This window comes from Rhodococcus shunpengi, assembly GCF_048381395.1.
In the GTDB taxonomy this organism is placed as follows: domain Bacteria; phylum Actinomycetota; class Actinomycetes; order Mycobacteriales; family Mycobacteriaceae; genus Rhodococcus.
The window spans coordinates 10,738-27,263 of sequence record NZ_JBLWIU010000035.1; the positions used below are offsets into that span (position 1 = coordinate 10,738).

The 16,526-nt window shown below is 63.7% G+C and carries 15 protein-coding genes; 1 reads left to right on the forward strand and 14 read right to left on the reverse strand.

Annotated features, from left to right (window positions below):
• Positions 1-24: 24 nt before the first annotated feature.
• From ACNJ7K_RS23925 to ACNJ7K_RS23980, 12 genes are read right to left on the reverse strand one after another with little or no spacing between them, the layout of a single operon-like run.
• Positions 25-438: an SRPBCC family protein gene (locus ACNJ7K_RS23925; RefSeq protein WP_171061651.1), complete on the reverse strand. Its 414-nt coding sequence runs from the start codon at positions 436-438 to the stop codon at positions 25-27.
• Positions 425-1,201: a tyrosine-protein phosphatase gene (locus ACNJ7K_RS23930; protein ID WP_138998909.1), complete on the reverse strand. Its 777-nt coding sequence runs from the start codon at positions 1,199-1,201 to the stop codon at positions 425-427. The genes ACNJ7K_RS23925 and ACNJ7K_RS23930 overlap by 14 nt, the downstream gene beginning before the upstream one ends.
• Positions 1,198-2,337 carry a thiolase family protein gene (locus tag ACNJ7K_RS23935; RefSeq protein WP_138998910.1) on the reverse strand — a complete coding sequence of 380 codons (1,140 nt, stop codon included), beginning with the start codon at positions 2,335-2,337 and terminating at the stop codon, positions 1,198-1,200. Before ACNJ7K_RS23935 ends, ACNJ7K_RS23930 begins: the two co-directional genes overlap by 4 nt.
• Entirely contained in the window at positions 2,337-2,747 is a 411-nt protein-coding gene (locus ACNJ7K_RS23940; protein WP_138998911.1) for a Zn-ribbon domain-containing OB-fold protein, read from the reverse strand. The genes ACNJ7K_RS23935 and ACNJ7K_RS23940 overlap by 1 nt, the downstream gene beginning before the upstream one ends.
• The gene (locus tag ACNJ7K_RS23945) at positions 2,747-4,246 is read right to left on the reverse strand and encodes a carboxyltransferase (RefSeq protein ID WP_138998912.1); all 1,500 of its coding nucleotides are present in this window, start codon (positions 4,244-4,246) and stop codon (positions 2,747-2,749) included. The genes ACNJ7K_RS23940 and ACNJ7K_RS23945 overlap by 1 nt, the downstream gene beginning before the upstream one ends.
• A complete protein-coding gene (locus tag ACNJ7K_RS23950; protein WP_138998913.1) occupies positions 4,243-5,652 on the reverse strand; it encodes an acetyl-CoA carboxylase biotin carboxylase subunit in 1,410 nt (469 codons plus the stop codon). Before ACNJ7K_RS23950 ends, ACNJ7K_RS23945 begins: the two co-directional genes overlap by 4 nt.
• Complete coding sequence (locus tag ACNJ7K_RS23955; protein ID WP_138998914.1) at positions 5,645-6,205, reverse strand: acetyl-CoA carboxylase biotin carboxyl carrier protein; 561 nt, start codon at positions 6,203-6,205, stop codon at positions 5,645-5,647. Before ACNJ7K_RS23955 ends, ACNJ7K_RS23950 begins: the two co-directional genes overlap by 8 nt.
• Positions 6,202-7,941, reverse strand: coding sequence for a pyruvate, phosphate dikinase (locus ACNJ7K_RS23960; protein WP_138998915.1), 1,740 nt, complete (start codon positions 7,939-7,941; stop codon positions 6,202-6,204). Before ACNJ7K_RS23960 ends, ACNJ7K_RS23955 begins: the two co-directional genes overlap by 4 nt.
• Positions 7,938-8,546 carry a hypothetical protein gene (locus ACNJ7K_RS23965; protein ID WP_138998916.1) on the reverse strand — a complete coding sequence of 203 codons (609 nt, stop codon included), beginning with the start codon at positions 8,544-8,546 and terminating at the stop codon, positions 7,938-7,940. Before ACNJ7K_RS23965 ends, ACNJ7K_RS23960 begins: the two co-directional genes overlap by 4 nt.
• A 30-nt stretch (positions 8,547-8,576) precedes the next feature.
• The gene (locus ACNJ7K_RS23970) at positions 8,577-10,046 is read right to left on the reverse strand and encodes a class I adenylate-forming enzyme family protein (protein WP_138998917.1); all 1,470 of its coding nucleotides are present in this window, start codon (positions 10,044-10,046) and stop codon (positions 8,577-8,579) included.
• Positions 10,033-11,610 (reverse strand): hypothetical protein, encoded by a 1,578-nt coding sequence (locus tag ACNJ7K_RS23975; protein ID WP_138998918.1) that lies wholly within the window; start codon positions 11,608-11,610, stop codon positions 10,033-10,035. The genes ACNJ7K_RS23970 and ACNJ7K_RS23975 overlap by 14 nt, the downstream gene beginning before the upstream one ends.
• A 3-nt stretch (positions 11,611-11,613) precedes the next feature.
• Complete coding sequence (locus ACNJ7K_RS23980) at positions 11,614-12,330, reverse strand: PEP-utilizing enzyme (protein ID WP_138998919.1); 717 nt, start codon at positions 12,328-12,330, stop codon at positions 11,614-11,616.
• Between the two features lie 115 nt (positions 12,331-12,445).
• Between ACNJ7K_RS23980 and ACNJ7K_RS23985 the strand changes: the two genes are divergently transcribed.
• Entirely contained in the window at positions 12,446-13,279 is an 834-nt protein-coding gene (locus tag ACNJ7K_RS23985) for a helix-turn-helix transcriptional regulator (RefSeq protein WP_240794963.1), read from the forward strand.
• A gap of 220 nt (positions 13,280-13,499) precedes the next feature.
• Here ACNJ7K_RS23985 and ACNJ7K_RS23990 read toward each other — a convergent pair whose 3' ends face one another.
• Together ACNJ7K_RS23990 and ACNJ7K_RS23995 are read right to left on the reverse strand one after the other, a co-directional pair.
• Positions 13,500-14,648 (reverse strand): Rv3169 family protein, encoded by a 1,149-nt coding sequence (locus tag ACNJ7K_RS23990; protein WP_138998921.1) that lies wholly within the window; start codon positions 14,646-14,648, stop codon positions 13,500-13,502.
• Between the two features lie 74 nt (positions 14,649-14,722).
• Positions 14,723-16,456 carry a PEP-utilizing enzyme gene (locus ACNJ7K_RS23995; protein WP_138998922.1) on the reverse strand — a complete coding sequence of 578 codons (1,734 nt, stop codon included), beginning with the start codon at positions 16,454-16,456 and terminating at the stop codon, positions 14,723-14,725.
• Between the last annotated feature and the right edge of the window lie 70 nt (positions 16,457-16,526).

Here is a 16,526-nt window from a genome sequence, read left to right on the forward strand (position 1 = left end):
GGGATCATCGTCTCCAGGAATCGCTCATACCCGGTCGCGAACGACGCGGTTCTCCAGTTCGTCCAGTGCCGCACGATAGATCTCCGAGATCGCCTGGGCCAGCGCAGCGTCCTCCTCAGCGGAAGTACCCCTGAAATCTGCGTCCCAGGTGATCCGTGCACCATCGGGATGATCGACCACAGCGAAGACCGACCGGTACACCTCGAGAGGCAAGGGACCCGAGACATAGTCGTACACGTAACGCCTCTGCTGATCATCGTGCTCGACGATCCGTTCGACGGCTTCACCACCACCGGCCAACGTCGTGTACCGCATATCTCCACGCTGATACGAGCTTTCCAGCGCGGGAATCCAATCCGCGACATTCGCGGTGTCGCCACCGATCTTCCATACCGTCGCCGGGTCAGCGGCAACAACTCGACTTTCATTCACCTGCATCGTCTTCCTCCGTTTCGGCGATGTCATAGGCAACGAGAAGCTTCGACAACCTTTCGACCGCATCGGGCCCGATCCTATGACGCTGAAGTAGCGCCGACACTCCGCCGTGTTCTCGATCGACACGGTCGAGAAAGCGTTCCATCGCGTCCGGCGGCGCAGTCCACGCTTCCGGCGGGTATAGATCCGCCGCAGGACCGTACGAGGCCATCTCACGCAATCTGCGCATCGACGCAACCACGTCGTCGGTAGCAGCCGCGTAATCGGCGACGATGTCTCCACGCCGCACGCCGATGGCAGAAAGCACCAGCGCGATCGCCACTCCGGTTCGGTCCTTGCCGACAGTGCAGTGCACCAGCACCGGCAGCGTAGCCGGCTCGAGCAACCGGGACAGCACCGCCACCGCCCCAGCTGCGTCGGCCTCCAGGTACGAGAGATATCTCGTGACAAGAGGATCGTCGCCGACCATAGGGGCCACAGCCGAGTCCGACGCGACTGTGTCAGGAATACTGAACGGGTTCGGAAGATGGGCCACACGCAACTCGTCGAGCGGACCTCGACCTTCCACCGCGACCTCATGAGGCAGGCGTAGATCGATCGTCGCTTGTATCCCGGTCGCAGAGATCAACTCGCGGGCTGTGTGCAGGTCCAAAAATTGCGGGGTTCCACTGCGGTAGAGCACGCCATGTCGAACGCGTCCACCGTCGTTCGTCCGCAAACCGCCCAGGTCCCGAAACCCCAGCAGTCCCGCATATAAGGACGTCATGACTGGGTCGACAGGATCGTGATCACGCAGGCATTGCCGTCCATTCCGGCCGCCCCTCCCCCCATGGTCTCCACCAGACCGACCCGATGCCGCGCGACCTGTCGAGCGCCGGCACGTCCACGCAGCTGCCACGAGATCTCAGCGATCTGTGCCATGCCGGTGGCGCCGAGGGGGTGCCCACGCGACAACAACCCCCCGCTCGGATTGACCGGCTGGACCCCATCACGCGTGGTGTGCCCGGAGGGGGCAAGTTCGGCACCCTTACCGCGCGGCGCAAGGCCCAAAGCCTCCAAGGTGATGATCTCGCCGATCGTGAAGGCATCGTGCACTTCGAGTACATCGATCTCCTGAGCAGTGCGGCCGGCTTCTGCGAATGCCTTCTCGGCGGCGCGTGCCACGCTCGCGTACCCCCACACCTCCTCGCTGCGGTGATCCCACAACGCACCGGAGACCAGGACGGAGGATTCGATACGCAGGTCGTTCGGGTTGCCTCGTTCGCCCCCGACGATCGCAGCGCCCGCACCATCGCTCGTGGGGCAGCACTGCAGGAAGGTCAAAGGTTCCGCGATCATGCGGGAGTCCAGCACCTCCTGCACGGTCGGTACTGCGTCCCGCAATTGGGCACGCGGGTTGTCCATGCCGTTGCGTTTGTTCTTCACCGCGACGGCCGCGAGCTGCTCGGGGGTAACGCCGAACTCCCCCACATACCGTTGTGCCTGCAGTGCGTACAGGCCGGGCAGCGGTAACGACGACGCCCCCTCGGGATCGGTGGCCTCGGGGACGATCGCGCCGGAGAAGAGGGTCGACATCTGGTCCACGCCGAGTACCAGTACGCAACCGAACCTACCCAGACGTACCGCTTCGACTGCCTCGTGGTAGGCGCTCGTTCCACTGGCACAGGCATTTTCGACCGTCCACATCGGAACGGAGGGGATTCCGAGCCCTCGCTGGACCCGGGTGGCCACCCCCGGCGGACCGAACACCGAGCCGACGATGATCGCATCGATCTGCCCCGGCTCGATACCCGCATCCCGGACCGCCTCGGCCACTGCCGTCCAGGCCAGCGACTCCACCCTCCGGTCCGGGAACCGGCCATAGGCGGAGGTTCCCACACCCCACAGCATCGCCTGTTCCATCACTGCACCTTTCTGGACGCAACAAGGTTGCCGTCGTCTGTCCCGGTGATCTCGAGACGAGCGCCGAGTTCGAGCACGGCAGGCTCCGCGAGATGGACGAGCACCCGGGGACCATCGTCGAGGTCGAGATAGGCCAAACCGAACGGAGGTCGATGCGTGCCGACCGGGATGGCAACCACCGTGGACGACCAGACTTTTCCGGTCCGAGCGAAACGTGCATCGTCCATGGCCGCGTAGCACACCGGACACCACGGCAGTCCTTGCTGGGCAGTCGGATATCGGCATTCGGTGCACCGCGTGCCGAGCACGACTTCGCCGTCGAAGGTCGGCCGCGGGTCGGCCACCGGAAGACCGCCGACCGCCGAACCGGCCCGCCGCTTGGTGGGTCGACCCACGCCGAGCTCGCTCATCAGTGGTCCCCTTCCAAGGTCAGCGAGAAGTCGTCGGCTTCGATGTGCAAGTAGGCACCGACCGCGGTCTCGACCAGTTCCTGGATGTACCGCGTCTGCCTGCTCGTCGGGGAGAAGTCACGTTGACGTCGAGGGGTCGCGCGCATGACGTCGATATCGTTTTCCGGCACCAGAAGCCGCAGAATCAGCTCGTCGTCACTGATCGAGCCGCCGAACTTCGCACGCAGGTCTGCAAGGCTGGGCTGTGGGGGCTCCCAGTTCTCGTAGCTCTTCGCCTTGGGCGAGCTCATGATCTTGTCGAGGACATTGGGATCGAGAGGAGCGACGGGCTTACCATAGAAGCCGTTAGCGTAGATCATCACCTCATCCGGCACGACCGAGTAGCGCGATCCGGTCACCACGTTGAGTACCGCCTGCGTGCCGACCAGCTGCGAGAACGGCGTCGCCATCACGGGATAGCCCAGTTCCTCGCGTACCACCGACATTTCGTCGAGTACCTCTTCGAAACGGTCCTCCATGCCACGATCACGCAGCTGCGCCTTGAACGTACCGGCCATCCCGCCCGGCAGCTGGTGCCGATACTGGAACAAGGAGTACTCCGCGGGCTGACCGACCGGCAACTCCTCGTAATCGGCCACGCGAAGCAAGTGCTCCTCGACGGCAGCGAAGTAAGAGTCATCGAGATCGACGTCGAACCCGGCATAGCGCAGATTCGCCACCGTGTTCTCGGTGGAGGGCAAAGACACGCCAGCGGCCAGTGGACGACTGGCGGTGTGGACACGGTCGGCGCCGGCGAGCACACCCTCGAGATAGTTCACCGGTGCCATCGCATTGTTGCTGTGAAAATGGATCTCCACGGGCAGATCACCGGCTGCGCCCTTGATCGCCGCGATCAACGACCGCGTGCGTTCTGGAGTGAGCAGACCGGCAGCGTCCTCGAGCTCGATTCCGTCCGCGCCGGTGGCGACGAGCTCACGAGTGCGAGCAGCGTAGTACTCGTCGGTGTGATAGGGCGTGTCCGCATAGAGGATGCACGGAATGGCCTGGGCACCTTCGGCCTGCACCGTCTTGACCAGCCGACCGATCTTGTCCATGTTGAACAGTCCGTCGTAGATCCAGAAGCTGCCGATGCCATGTGCACATAACCGCTGCACCCACAGATCCATCACACTGTCTGCCGTGAGCCCGAAGGTCACGATGCCGTTGCTTCGAGTGCCGGCCCGCACCGTGGTTCTCGGCATGGCCTCCGACAGTGAGATCAGTTGATCCCAGGGATCCTCCTTACAGTGCCGCACCAGCACCTCGAAGATGGAGCTTCCGACGAGATCGATGGTGTGAAAGCCCGTGCGGTCCAGTTCCGCTGCCATGGGTAAGCCCATGTCTTTGCGCAGGCGCATGCCCCACCAACTCTGCGGACCATCGCGCAAGGTCTGGTCCACGATGTCGATGGTGCGGCGGCTGCCGTCGGCATTGCGCGGGGCGCAGTCCAGATAGCTCATGAGATCTTCTCCAAGTAGTGGGGTAGGCCCCGAGCGGCGATCCAGTCGGTGGTCACAGTTCCCGCCCGAAAGTCCGGATGGTCGAGCGCTACCCGTGCGAATCCTGCGGTCGTGGGGACGCCGGAGACTCCCAGATCTCCCAGTGCAGCGACCATACGGTCCGCGGCCGTGTCTCGGTCCGGGCCGTGCGCGACGATCTTGGCCAGGAGGGAGTCGTAGTAGGGAGTAACGACATAGCCGGCTTCGCAGTGGCTGTCGACGCGGATCCCCTCCCCCCTCGGCGGTTCCCATCGGGTGACCGTGCCGGGATTGGGAAGGAATCCACGTGCCGGATCCTCGGTGGTGATTCTGACCTCGACAGCGTGCCCGACGATGTGAATGTCGTCCTGGGCGAACCGCAGCGGAATACCCGCCGCCGAGCACAGTTGTTCGACGACCAGGTCCACGCCGGTGACCATCTCGGTGACGGGGTGCTCGACCTGGATCCGGGCGTTGAATTCGAGGAACGCGAATTCCTCGGTGTCGGAGTCATAGATGAACTCCACGGTGCCGGCGCTGTCGAGACCCAGTGCCTGGGCGAAGGCGACGCCGCTGCACCGAATATCCTGCCGCACCTTCTCCGGCAGGTTCGGTGCCGGCGACTCTTCGACCACCTTCTGGTGACGGCGCTGGAGCGTGCAGTCGCGTTCACCGAGATGGATCACCGAGCCATGCTTGTCGCCGAGGACCTGCACCTCGATGTGTCGGGCATTGCGAATGAACCGTTCGATATAGGTGCGGCCGTCACCGAACGCCGACTGTGCTTCGGCGGCGGCCGACGACCACCGTGCGCGAAGTTCGGCCTCGTTCTCGACGACGGACATGCCGCGTCCACCGCCGCCGGCCGCGGCTTTGACCAGGACCGGGTAACCCAGCTCGGCGGCTGCCGCGACTGCAGCCTCGGTCGAGTCGAGCACAGGCGATCCCGACAGCACCGGTATCCCCGCCGAACGCGCCAACTCCCGCGCCCGTGCCTTGTCCCCCGCCTCGGCCACCGCATCGGGGCGAGGACCGACGAACACCAGCCCTTCGGCAACACACGCCGCAGCGAACTCGGGATTCTCGGAGAGAAATCCGTAGCCTGGATGTACCGCATCACAACCGGTTCCGAGTGCGGCGGTGAGCACCGCAGGAATGGACAGGTAACTGTCGCCGGCGGGCGGCGGACCGATGCATACCGCTCGATCCGCCATCCGGGCCGCGAGACCGGCTCTGTCCACCGTCGAGGTGACAGCCACCGTTTCGATACCGAGGTCGCGGCACGCCTTGATGACACGAACTGCAATTTCACCGCGATTGGCGACCAGCACGCGCCGCAGGGGGAAGCCTTCGGACACCGTGGTTGCCAGATTCGAAGGGCTAGTCATCGGTCGGCCTGATCAAGAACAGCACCTGGTCGAACTCGACAAGATCGGCGTTCTTGGCGCAGATCTGTACGATCTCGCCGCTCTGCGGCGCAACGACCGGATTCATCAGCTTCATCACTTCGACGATCGCGAGTTGCTCGCCGGCCTCGACCTTCTGCCCGACCTGCACGAACGGCGGTTCACCCGGGCTCGGCGCCACCCAGAACGCACCGACGGTCGGTGACGTGATCTCGATGCACCCGCTGGTGTCCGCCGACGCCGCCGGTACCGGGACTGGGACATCCACGCCAGGCGCCGTATCGGCGGCGTTCGTACTATCGGCTGTGCTGGTCGGCGGTGTGTGCGTCACCGCAGGGACGGTCGCCGACGCGACCTGCCGGGCCGGTGTCGGTACATCGGCAACAGCTCGTGCCGGGGCCGTCGGCGGACCGTCCTTGCCGACGGTGATGCGCATTCCGTCCATTTCCAGCGTCATCGCGGCCCAGCCGGAGTCGCGGAAGGTACGCAGAATCTCCCGCACGTCGCGGTAGGTGACACGCTCCGGTGTGGTCATGAGATTCTCCTGTGGTGTGCGACGGCAGCGAGTAGCACCGGAAGCCGGTGAGCGGTGACGATCTCCTCGACGCCTGCGTCCATGGCAGCGCGCACACCGTCGGGGGCGCAGAAAATTCCTCCGCGAACAGATTTGGTGCCGGCAGGGATGTCGGGCAGCTTCTCGCCGAGATCGTCGATAGCCGTGGCATCCGCGTCGAAGACCGGCTCGAGCACGGCAGTCGTGCTCACCGTCAGCGGTGCGGCGCGTTCGGCCCATTCGGTGAGGCGGCGCAGATCGTCTTCCTCACTTTCATCCACGGCCGAGGTCGGCAGCTCACCGGCGTAGACGCGACCGGTCGTCGCGTCGACCGTGACGGTACGGCCCACCAGAGCCGTGACCGTGCCGGCGCCACATCCAACGACGCACGGTGTGTCCAACGCCCGACTGACGACCGCCGCATGCGAGGTCGACCCGCCCTGCTCGGTAATCACCGCAGACGCGGCGATCATCCCGTGCACGTCGTCGGGACTGGTCGACTTGCGAACCAGGATGGAACCGGGCGTGGCTTGCGCAGCTTCCGGGGTGTCGACCACCAGTCCCGTTGCCACTCCGGGGCTGGCAGGCACACCACTGACAAGCACGTCGGTGTCGTCAGCGGCCCCGGCAGCGATCTCGGGCCGCAACAGGGTCCGGATCTGATCGGCGGTCACTCGCGACAGCGCTTCGTCCGGTTCGAGGACGCCTTCGTCGACGAGTTCGACCGCGATGCGCACCGCTGCTCGGGCGGTCCGCTTCGCCGGACGCGACTGGAGCAGAAACAGCTCGCCGCTCTGGACGGTGAACTCGATGTCCTGCGCATCGCGGCCCTCGCGATCGAGACACTCCGCAGCCTCGAGAAGTTCGGCGTGCACCGAAGGCCAGCGAGCCGCGAGGTAGGACAACGGTTCCGGCGTGATCCGGCCGGAGACCACGTCCTCACCCTGCCCTTTGGCCAGATACTCACCGTAGGGCTCTCGGGTGCCGTCGACGGGGTTACGGGTGAAAAGCACCCCGGTACCGGAGTCGTCGTCGAGATTGCCGAAGACCATCGCCTGGATGGTGACCGCCGTTCCGAGGTCGTCGGGAATGCCGTAGTGCTTGCGGTAGGCCAGCGCACGTCGCGAGCGACTCGACTCGAACACCGCGGCCACAGCGGCGCGGAGTTGTTCCCACGGGTCTGCCGGTACGGTCGCGTCGACATCCTCGGCGATGGCCGCACGGACGGCGATGGTGTCAGGCAAGTCGTCGAGGTCTTCGGTGCATCCCAGCACCAGTCGGCCGTAGAACCCTGTGAATCGGCGGTGCACTTCGGCCGCGAAATCCGGATCGCCGCTCTCGGCGGCCAGGGCGGCCTCGACGGTGTCGTTGCATCCCAGGTCGAGGATCGTGTCCATCATGCCGGGCATGCTGATGGCAGCACCCGATCGCACCGAGACAAGCAACGGGCGTTCGCTACCACCGAAAGTACGGCCCAGTTTTTGTTCCAGGAAACGGATTCCCGCGACCAGCTCCTCGTCGAGACCCTCGGGCATGTGACCACCGGCGAAATACGCCGTGCAGGCCTCGGTGGTGACGACGAAGGCAGGAGGAACCCGCAGTCCAAGGGACCGCATGCGCCACAGGCTCCATGCTTTTCCACCCACCAGATCCCGGCTCGGTTCGGTTGCGACCTCGTCCGGTACGACCAGCCACTGCAAACTCGTTGTGGTACTCATTCCGGACGTTCCCTTCCGGTCAGCCGAAGAATGTGCTCGTGCATCTGGAACCACACGGTGTGCACCGAGTCGACCCGTACCCCGCTGACGTAGTCGGTTTCGCCGCCTTCCGCGCGGACGAGAGCGTCGCCGATCCGGTCGAGGAATCGATCGACGAGAGGGTCCGCGTCGGCCAGCGGGCGTAGGACCTTGTAGGTCTTCTCGTGCACCCGGCCGAGCTTGGTGATGATCTTGGAATCATAGTCTTGGTCGCCGTGGTCGTTGGGCACCCGATCGCCGTCGATCTCGATGGTCTGCCAGTCGGTGGTCAGTGCGAGAATCTGTTTGTTCACGCCCGTTTCGAAGGCATCCATCGCTGCTGTGACAGCCGGGTCGGCCCGCAGCGCAGCGAACGTGCGCGGGTACACGGTGTCGAGGAATTCACGGCCCGCAGGGGTGATCATATTGTTTCCGCGCGCGGCCATGACGGTACCTTCGACGACGGCCTTCTCCAGTGCCGCTTCGACGTCGTCGACCGCAAGACCGTTGATGTCACTGAGATCTTCGGCGGAACCGAGTTGGCGCAGAGTCAGGGTGTGCACGGTGAGCTCGTACGGATCGAGCATGATGGGGTCCTTTCGGTGCTGGTCGGCGGGTCACTGCCGGGCCGCGGCCATTCGGTCGCGTACTTCGCGGCGTAGCGACTTGCCGACGGGGCTGGTAGGGATTGCGGGCCAGATTTCGATGGCACGCGGGCGCTTGAATCCGGCCAGCCGGTCCGCGCAGAACTCGAGGATCTCCTCGGGACGCGTTTCGCTGCGGGTGACCACGGCAGCCGCGACCCGCTCACCCCACTTGTCGTCGGGAAGGCCGACAACCGCTGCTTCGATCACAGACGGATGGGTCAGCAGGGCGTCTTCGACCTCACGCGGGTAGACGTTGAAGCCACCCGAAATGATCACGTCGTGCCGGCGGTCGAGCAGATGCAGGTAGCCGTCGTCGTCCCACCGTCCGATGTCGCCGGTATGCAGCCACCCGTCCGGTTCGATCGTCTCGGCGGTCGCCTCGGGACGTCGCCAGTACCGGCTCATGGTGTGAGGACCTCTGGTGAGAACCTCTCCCACCCCGCCGGGACCGAGGACGTTGCCGTCGGTGTCGCGGATCTGGACCTCGACGAAGGTGTACGGCTTGCCGGCGGAGGTGAGCCGCTCCGGGGTGTGTTCCCACGGTTGCAGGCATGTGATCGCCAGCGGAGCTTCCGCTTGCCCGTACAGCTGGGCGAAGACCGGGCCGAGCAGATCGAGACCACGCTGCAGCACGCTGGTAGCGATCGGAGCCCCGCCGTAGCACAGGCGCTCGAGGGTGAGATCCGCTGTCGCCGCGTCCGGATCCTCGAGAAGCAGCGCGATCATCGTCGGCACCATGAAAGTCGTTGTGGCCCGGTATTTTTGTGCTGCCTCAAGGAAGGCTGCGGAGGTGAACTTCGGTAGGATCACGTTCGGAGCGCCCTTGACCAGATGCGGCAGGAAGAACGCACCACTGCCGTGCGTGATGGGCGCTGCATGCAGCATCACCGAATCCGGCCGAAGGTTGGGCAGCAGATCAACGAGGAAGTTGGCGACCTCCGCGAGTTCGCTGCGCGTGGTCAGGACCACCGCTTTGGGTTTTCCGGTGGTCCCGCCGGTGTAGGCCAGACGAAACGGTGCATCCTGCTCACGTCGTATGTCGCACGGGCCGGGCGAGGCACCCGCGATGAGGCCGGACAGTTCGTCGGCGGTGATCATCACCTCGACCGATGCAGGCGGGTCTCCTGCGTAGATGAGAGCGCGGGCCTGCGAGTCGTCGATCTTGTACGCGTGCTCGGATGCGGTCTCGCGGACGTTGAGCGGAACTCGAACCAATCCCGCTTTCGCAATCGCATAATAAGCAACAACTCCATCGATGCCGTTGGGCATGAGCACTGCAACCCGGTCGCCGGCTGTGAGACCGGCGGCTAGCAGGGCGTTACCGAGCCGGTCGGTGAGTTCGTCGAATTCGGCGAAGCTCACCACCCGGTCCTCGTGGATCAACGCCGGTGCCGAACCGAACTGCGCGCCGGCGCGTCGGATCAGGTCACCGATCTGCATGGTCGTCGCCTTTCGGGTCACCAAGACCAGTCAGGTCTGCACGACTGAGTGCGGAACCGCGTCCCTCGAGGTTGCGCGAGCCACGCTGGGTGAGGCGGTAGAGCTCGTCGGCTTGCGCGCTCCCGTGGTGCCATTTCACCCATTCTTCGTCGTGGTAGCGGTGCGCACCGTCGAGCACTGCCGGAGTGAACCCGCGCGCTCGCGCGTTGTAATCGTCGATGTCGATCCGTCCGGCGCTGGTTGTCCACAGCCCGGTCTTGACGGGCAGGCTGCTCGAGCCGGAGAAGTGGTCACCTACGGTCGGGGCATAGTCGTCATCGGTGAGTACCGAATAGGGTATGCCGTTGATCATGTTCCGGTTCTGCGACGAGTAGCGCGCCATCGTGTATTCGTTGGCGGACTGGTGCGGCAGTCCGAGCAGGCCGACCATTTCGCCGAGGTGGTCGCGTCCGTACTCGTCGTTCATCAGAGGCTTGAAGCGTTGGACGCGTTCGTCGAGTTGGAGCCAGTCGTCCTGGCGGTAGGTTCCTGCCAGATGTGCGAAATCCTTGCCCACCGAGGAGTAGACGAGGGCGCCGGCGTCGATCATCTGTTCCCGGGACCAGGACGCGATGCGCTTCCACAGGTCGGTGGTCGCTTCGTTGAGGATCTCGCGGTACTGCTCCATGGTGTCGGCCAAGGTGTCGGCATTGTCCATCCCGACCGGCACATAACCGTCGGTCAGGGCATCGGAGCTGTACATGCCGATGGCCACGATGTTGGAGGCGTTGTAGCTCGGCTCGGCTTCGAACGACGCCCAGTCATCCATCAGATGGAAGTTCGTGTCCTTGAAGACAATCGGGATTGTCAGATTGTTGAACGGCAGTCGCGTCGCGATGCCGTCCAGCCAGGGATAGTCGCCTTCGGTGAGATCGAAGAAGTCCCGCACGATCATCTGCCGGTCATTACCGAAGTTGTACGGCCCACTGTTGTGCAGCCCGATGCGGCACTCGCAGTGCGCGAGGAACGCGAACTGTGACAATTGGGCGATGAGCTTGGTAGCTGCAGTGTGCAGACGGTCGCCGGGGGCGACCCCGTGCAGGTCGGCTTCGAAGACCTGTACGGTGCGCTCGGGCAGGAACTGGCTGCGGTCGCCGAATTCCTTGTTGGTGAGATGACCGTCGTTGCGGTGGTATGCGAGGTTGAAGCGTCGCGAGAAGTCGAGCACGTCGACGACGTCGTCGACTGCGTCCGTGGGCCGGATCAGACCCCAGTTCATCAGCATTTCGCGGCCGAGGAGGTAGAAGGTGGGCATGCCCCAGGCGCCGTTGACGGTGTTGACCTTGAGACTGACCTCGCGTGCACGGTCGCCGAGTTCTTCTGCGGGAGTGATCGCATCGATCTCTCTCAGCTGGGTGGGCAGCCGGTAGAAGCTGTTGAGATAGCTCAGCAGCATGTAGGGGCTCATCGGGAAGAGCTTCGATTCCTGCACCGTGCGGGTGATGCACAGCCAGTAGGTGGTGTCGGACAGATTCCGCACGTAGTTGTTGGTCTCAAGCAGGGACCGGTAGTTCAGGTTCGCCATGTTTCAGCCCTCGTTCTCGATCAGCCAGATTCGGGCGTGCCCGATGTCGCCGGTTTCGTATGCATCCGAGGCGGGAGGTGCCGCGGTCACTTCGAGCTCGACCAGATCTCCGTCCTGGAGTTCGTCGATCTTGCAGTTCATCAGGGTGGGAACGTCGTACTCCCGAGCGAGGATGCCCAGGTGAGAGCGGACCGTACCGCCGAGGCAGATGACCCCCGCGAACCCTTCGATGATCGGGGCGGTCAAGGTGCCGCCCGAATCGTCGATCACCGCGATGGTGCCGGCAGGCACCCCATCGGTGAGGTAACCCATCACCTGTTCGATGGTGGAGATCAGAGCAACGGGGCCGACGACCGTCTGCGCCTTGCTGATGACGTTGTCACCGACACCGACCTGTCTACGGCCGTCTGTGGACTGTTCCTCGGCGAATCCCGGTGTTTCACGTTCAGGTCGCCTGTACTTCTCCGGCTCGGATTCGAGTGACACCGTTGCCGAGAAGTCGAAGCGGTAGCCGGAGTCTAGGACTTCCTTCTCGATCGCGTCCGCGTCTGCGCGCGAGAACAATTCGAATTCGCGCTCGAAGACGACGTCCTTCCATCGTGCACCGGTCGCTGCGAAACGGTCCGCCGCGAGCGTCCGCACCATGGAGTTGAAGCGGCTCGGCAACGGAAGCACTTCCGTAGCTCCCCATTTAGGACTGGTCCATTCAGAATCAGACATTGTTCCTCACTCGAGTCGTGCAGTGACCGAGCCGTGGTGCAACAACCGGCACCTACCGGCGGGTACGCAGATGAACCTCTTACTCTGTGACCGAAATCTAGCTACTATGCGCGCTGTGACCCAGTCCACTATGGGGGACAATTCGACAGGCCTTCGGAACACTCGTTCCGCACCCCCGTCGACCAGGTCCCCAATACGCAAAGTCCTTGAACCGCGTGATTACGAGCTCGCGTTCGACGTACTCGAACGCTGCGCCGATGCGGCGTCCGTCCCCGACTTCAAAGAACGCACTGTCCAAGCCCTGCAAGATCAATTCGGCCTGCAACACGTATCCTTCTTCGCCGGAGCGACCTTCCACACCGTCTTCGAGGACGCCGCCCCACTGACCGAAGGTGCAACAGCGAAAATGCTGCCCGAATACCAGGAACGGTGGGCCCGCCACGATATATTCGGCTGCAGCGCCGCAGTGCAGCAACTGGTGACCAGTGGAGTCGCCTCCATGACGGAACTGCAGGCGGTCACGCCCCTGCCGCCGGCGGCAGCCGCGTACGTCCGGCATTTCCTGCGCTCGACATGGCGAATGGAAACTGCCGCTGCGATGCGACTCGAACTCGGTGGCGGACACACTGCCCTGGTCGGCATGTTCGATCCCGAGCCCAACAAGCTCGGCGTGCACGAAATGGCGACCCTTCGATTGCTCAGCCGCCAACTGTCCGCCATCGCCCGCGGACTACCCACCACGCGGCCGCTCGCTACCTTGACCCGACTTCCGGAGCGGCAACAACAGGTGGTCCACCTCGTTGCCGAAGGCCTGTCCAACGCGCAGATCGCGGAGACGCTTTCCTTGGCCGAAGACAGTGTCAAGAAGTACATCTCCCGCATCCTCACCGCCACTGGCTGCCAGTCCAGGATGGAGTTGGCGCTGCTCGCGCGCTCGCAACGGCGGTGACGAGGCGCTATCAGGGCAGGCTCCTCGCGACGTCCACGATGCCGCGAGGAGCCGGCCCAGGCGCGCCGACACGTATCAAACCAACTGCTGAAGTGCGCATTCCGTGACGATCGGCGTCACCTGTTCGGTGGCCACGACCCGAAACGGCGTCGGCCGCCGTACCCTCTGAGTTCCGCAAGGGTACGGCGGCCGATTCGGGCAGACTGCGTCACGGTGACCGTCAGAGGAACGAGTCCTGACCACGGAGGCCGTAGCGCGGATGGTCGCCGATGACCATCGATTCGAAGATTCCGAATCCTGTTGCGTCACCTTCACGGGTGGTGATCACGCAGTCTCGCAGCTGGTGAGCTTCGAGCAGCGTTTGACGGTCGGTCATGTCCTTGTACCGCTCGCCGTCGACGTGGTCGATGCCCTTCCACCCGCCGTGCCGTTCGCCCTTGTACCCGAAGTAGAGTGCGGTGCCGAGGTGGAATCCGATGTCGGACACGGGCGCAATCTCCACCGTGCGCGTTTTACCCCAGCCGGAATCGAAGGTCATCGTGCCGCCGAGCAAGCGGCGTGTGGCAGGGTCGTATTTCAGATCGTCCACCATGCCGTGCAATGGCTCCTGACGGCCATCCGCGTAGTTGACGAACCCGGAGAAGTAGTGGACTTCGCCGTCGACCCACTGGAGGTAATGGTGAATCTCGTACGGGGCACTGCCATCTGCCGGCTGGAAGTACATCGGGCTCCAGGTAAGCAGGAAATTCTGGTTCATGCGGTTCGGCGCGTGGACGTCCGGCGCCGGTTCACCCACGTCCATACGGACACCCCACGAGCGGTCCCGGTATCCGAGCCAGGTCTCGTCGGTGATTTCCGTTCTCTCGCCGTCGATCTCGACCCACCCGGAGACAGTGCACAGCTGATGGAATCGACGCAGGTCCGAGGAGATCCGCAGGCCGTCCATCCCGCGTTGCGCATCCTTGCGTTCGAGGAAGGGTGGCAGGACCGCCGTGAGGGTGACGTCGAAGGACAGGGGTTGGACGTCGTTTTCACGCAGGATGCACCGGACCTTGCGCATCGGCTCGATGATCTCGTAGTCGATCGGTCCGACACCTGTCCGCTCGGGGTGTTGGTCGAGCTCGGTGCTCGCTCGTACGGTGATCTGCTCTACGCCTCGGGAAATACCACCGAATCCTTCGATGACATTGCGGTTGTGGTATTTACCCAGGCCGAAATCGATCTGGAGCGAGCCGTCGCGAGCGAACAGTGAGCACCAGACTCGTTCCGTCCACGACACATCCGAATCGGACACGATCGAGAACGTATCCGGTGTCTGATGGATCAGGTATTCGTCTGCAGGTGTCACGAGCTGCATTGACTGACGCATGATCTCTACCTTTCGGGCCACCTGCCGGCGGCCACTTCGTGTGGTGCGTTGTGCGGTCGTTCGGGCGCGGTGGTCTAGTTGAAACCCGTGAAAGCACTGGGACGCTCGTGGGTGACGAGCGCTCCGCCGAAGATTGCTGCTGCTTGATCGTCGTCTGCGAGCGGTTCAGGGAAGAGAGCCATCGTATGGTCCGAGAACGACCAGTCGACGGCGTCTTCGACCCCGGCAAGACGCGCAAACGGCCGCAGTCCCCAGCTGTACATTCTCGTGGCTGCGAGGATGCGGCTCTCCCGGTCCATGTCGCTGAAGCTCCGATACAACCCGAGGTGCTCGGCGCCCAGACGTTTGGCGAGCTCCGGCCACTCTTCCGGCGAGAGTACGGCGGTGGTTCCGTCGGCATATCGGGCCACCACCGACGCACTGACGACCGCAGAAAGGAAGTGGTCGGGTTCGGTGAAGGTGGTACCCCAATCGTTGATCTCGAAGTCGCGGAACGCCGACGGTGAGTACTCGAGCGTCAACGTCACGCCACTGACTCCGGGATTGCACTGCTCAGCCCAGGGGTAAGCGAAGGGGCCACTGTCCAAACTCAGGAAGTCCCGTACCAGGACCGCAGTGCCCCGACTCTCGTCCGGATAGGGCCCGTTGTCGCAGATGCCGACCCGCGAGTCGGTGAAGTACATAAAGCAATACCCTGACAGCGCAGCGTTGATCTGCTTCAACTCTTTGCTCGTCGCGGCGTCCAAGGGTCGAAGAGTCCGGCACAAGGAGTCCACTTTCTGCGGCGGCAGGTACTTGTTGGTGAAGCCGGCGTCCTTGTAGTCGAGCGTGCCGTCGCCTCGATGGGCGAGCGTGAGTCGTCTCCAGAAGTCGATGACGGTCCGCACGTCATCGAGGGCATCATTCGGACCGAGCTTTCCGAGACTGATGAGAAGCTCGCGTCCACAAAGGTAGTGATACCCGACCATCCAGATCCACAGGGGACTGATCTGCCCCGACTGCATACGCAGTCGAGCACCGATCTCTTCGGCCGTCATGGCGGCATCGATCACGCGGATCCGGTCGGGATAGCTGTAGAAGTCTTCGATCACCGACATGGACATGTACGGCATCATTGGAAAGATCTCGGAAGTGAAGCCGGACCGTCGTGTCATCTCCGGCTTGAAGGACCGACCCATGTGCAAGATGAGTTGTTCCAATTGGTTGTCGCTCATCTCCTCACGACACAGCTGCTTCACTGTGTCGACCGTGACCGATGACGGAAAGGGCTTGCGCCCGATCTCGTCTCCGACGGTAGCGATGTAGTTCCACCAGTCGGTGACAGGACAGCCGGTTGTGTTGGAGGTGTACTGGCGGGTCGGCCCCGCATGCGAGATGTCGTCGGATACGGGGGCAGGGATAGCAAGGACATCGGCGGTGCTCTCGCCCGACACGTCTGCCTCGCTGGCCGGCATCAGCCAACCTTCGTTGTCGGACGACGACTCCATACGCACCGCATCACCGTCGGCAGGCATCCAGTCGGCGAGGTCGACGGCCAGCAGGCACGGAACTTCGTATTCTCGCGACACGATAGCCAAGTGCGACCGGGAGGTGCCGGACGTGCAGACGATTCCGCCCAATCGGCCGAGGATCGGCGAGAGGAAGGTAGTGCCGCCGGACTCCACCAGCGCGATGACACTACCGAGGTCGTCACCGAAGACGTCGATGACGTCCTGCGGTGTGTGGAAGGCACGGATCGTGCCGAACGCAGATCCGAAGTTGTACGAGCTCACTCCTTTGTAGCGCGCTGGTGTCGCGGCAGTAGTCATGCGGGGTCCTTTTCCAGTAGGGCAAATCAGCAGTTCTCCGGCCCAGCCGGCACGAAGCGTGCTCGGGGGC

What these genes read in the sequence shown, in the direction of transcription:
- ACNJ7K_RS23925 (WP_171061651.1), bottom strand. Translation starts at nt 438, where the DNA reads ATGCAGGTGAATGAAAGTCGAGTTGTTGCCGCTGACCCGGCGACGGTA.
- ACNJ7K_RS23930 (WP_138998909.1), bottom strand. Translation starts at nt 1,201, where the DNA reads ATGACGTCCTTATATGCGGGACTGCTGGGGTTTCGGGACCTGGGCGGT.
- ACNJ7K_RS23935 (WP_138998910.1), bottom strand. Translation starts at nt 2,337, where the DNA reads ATGGAACAGGCGATGCTGTGGGGTGTGGGAACCTCCGCCTATGGCCGG.
- ACNJ7K_RS23940 (WP_138998911.1), bottom strand. Translation starts at nt 2,747, where the DNA reads ATGAGCGAGCTCGGCGTGGGTCGACCCACCAAGCGGCGGGCCGGTTCG.
- ACNJ7K_RS23945 (WP_138998912.1), bottom strand. Translation starts at nt 4,246, where the DNA reads ATGAGCTATCTGGACTGCGCCCCGCGCAATGCCGACGGCAGCCGCCGC.
- ACNJ7K_RS23950 (WP_138998913.1), bottom strand. Translation starts at nt 5,652, where the DNA reads ATGACTAGCCCTTCGAATCTGGCAACCACGGTGTCCGAAGGCTTCCCC.
- ACNJ7K_RS23955 (WP_138998914.1), bottom strand. Translation starts at nt 6,205, where the DNA reads ATGACCACACCGGAGCGTGTCACCTACCGCGACGTGCGGGAGATTCTG.
- ACNJ7K_RS23960 (WP_138998915.1), bottom strand. Translation starts at nt 7,941, where the DNA reads ATGAGTACCACAACGAGTTTGCAGTGGCTGGTCGTACCGGACGAGGTC.
- ACNJ7K_RS23965 (WP_138998916.1), bottom strand. Translation starts at nt 8,546, where the DNA reads ATGCTCGATCCGTACGAGCTCACCGTGCACACCCTGACTCTGCGCCAA.
- ACNJ7K_RS23970 (WP_138998917.1), bottom strand. Translation starts at nt 10,046, where the DNA reads ATGCAGATCGGTGACCTGATCCGACGCGCCGGCGCGCAGTTCGGTTCG.
- ACNJ7K_RS23975 (WP_138998918.1), bottom strand. Translation starts at nt 11,610, where the DNA reads ATGGCGAACCTGAACTACCGGTCCCTGCTTGAGACCAACAACTACGTG.
- ACNJ7K_RS23980 (WP_138998919.1), bottom strand. Translation starts at nt 12,330, where the DNA reads ATGTCTGATTCTGAATGGACCAGTCCTAAATGGGGAGCTACGGAAGTG.
- ACNJ7K_RS23990 (WP_138998921.1), bottom strand. Translation starts at nt 14,648, where the DNA reads ATGCGTCAGTCAATGCAGCTCGTGACACCTGCAGACGAATACCTGATC.
- ACNJ7K_RS23995 (WP_138998922.1), bottom strand. Translation starts at nt 16,456, where the DNA reads ATGACTACTGCCGCGACACCAGCGCGCTACAAAGGAGTGAGCTCGTAC.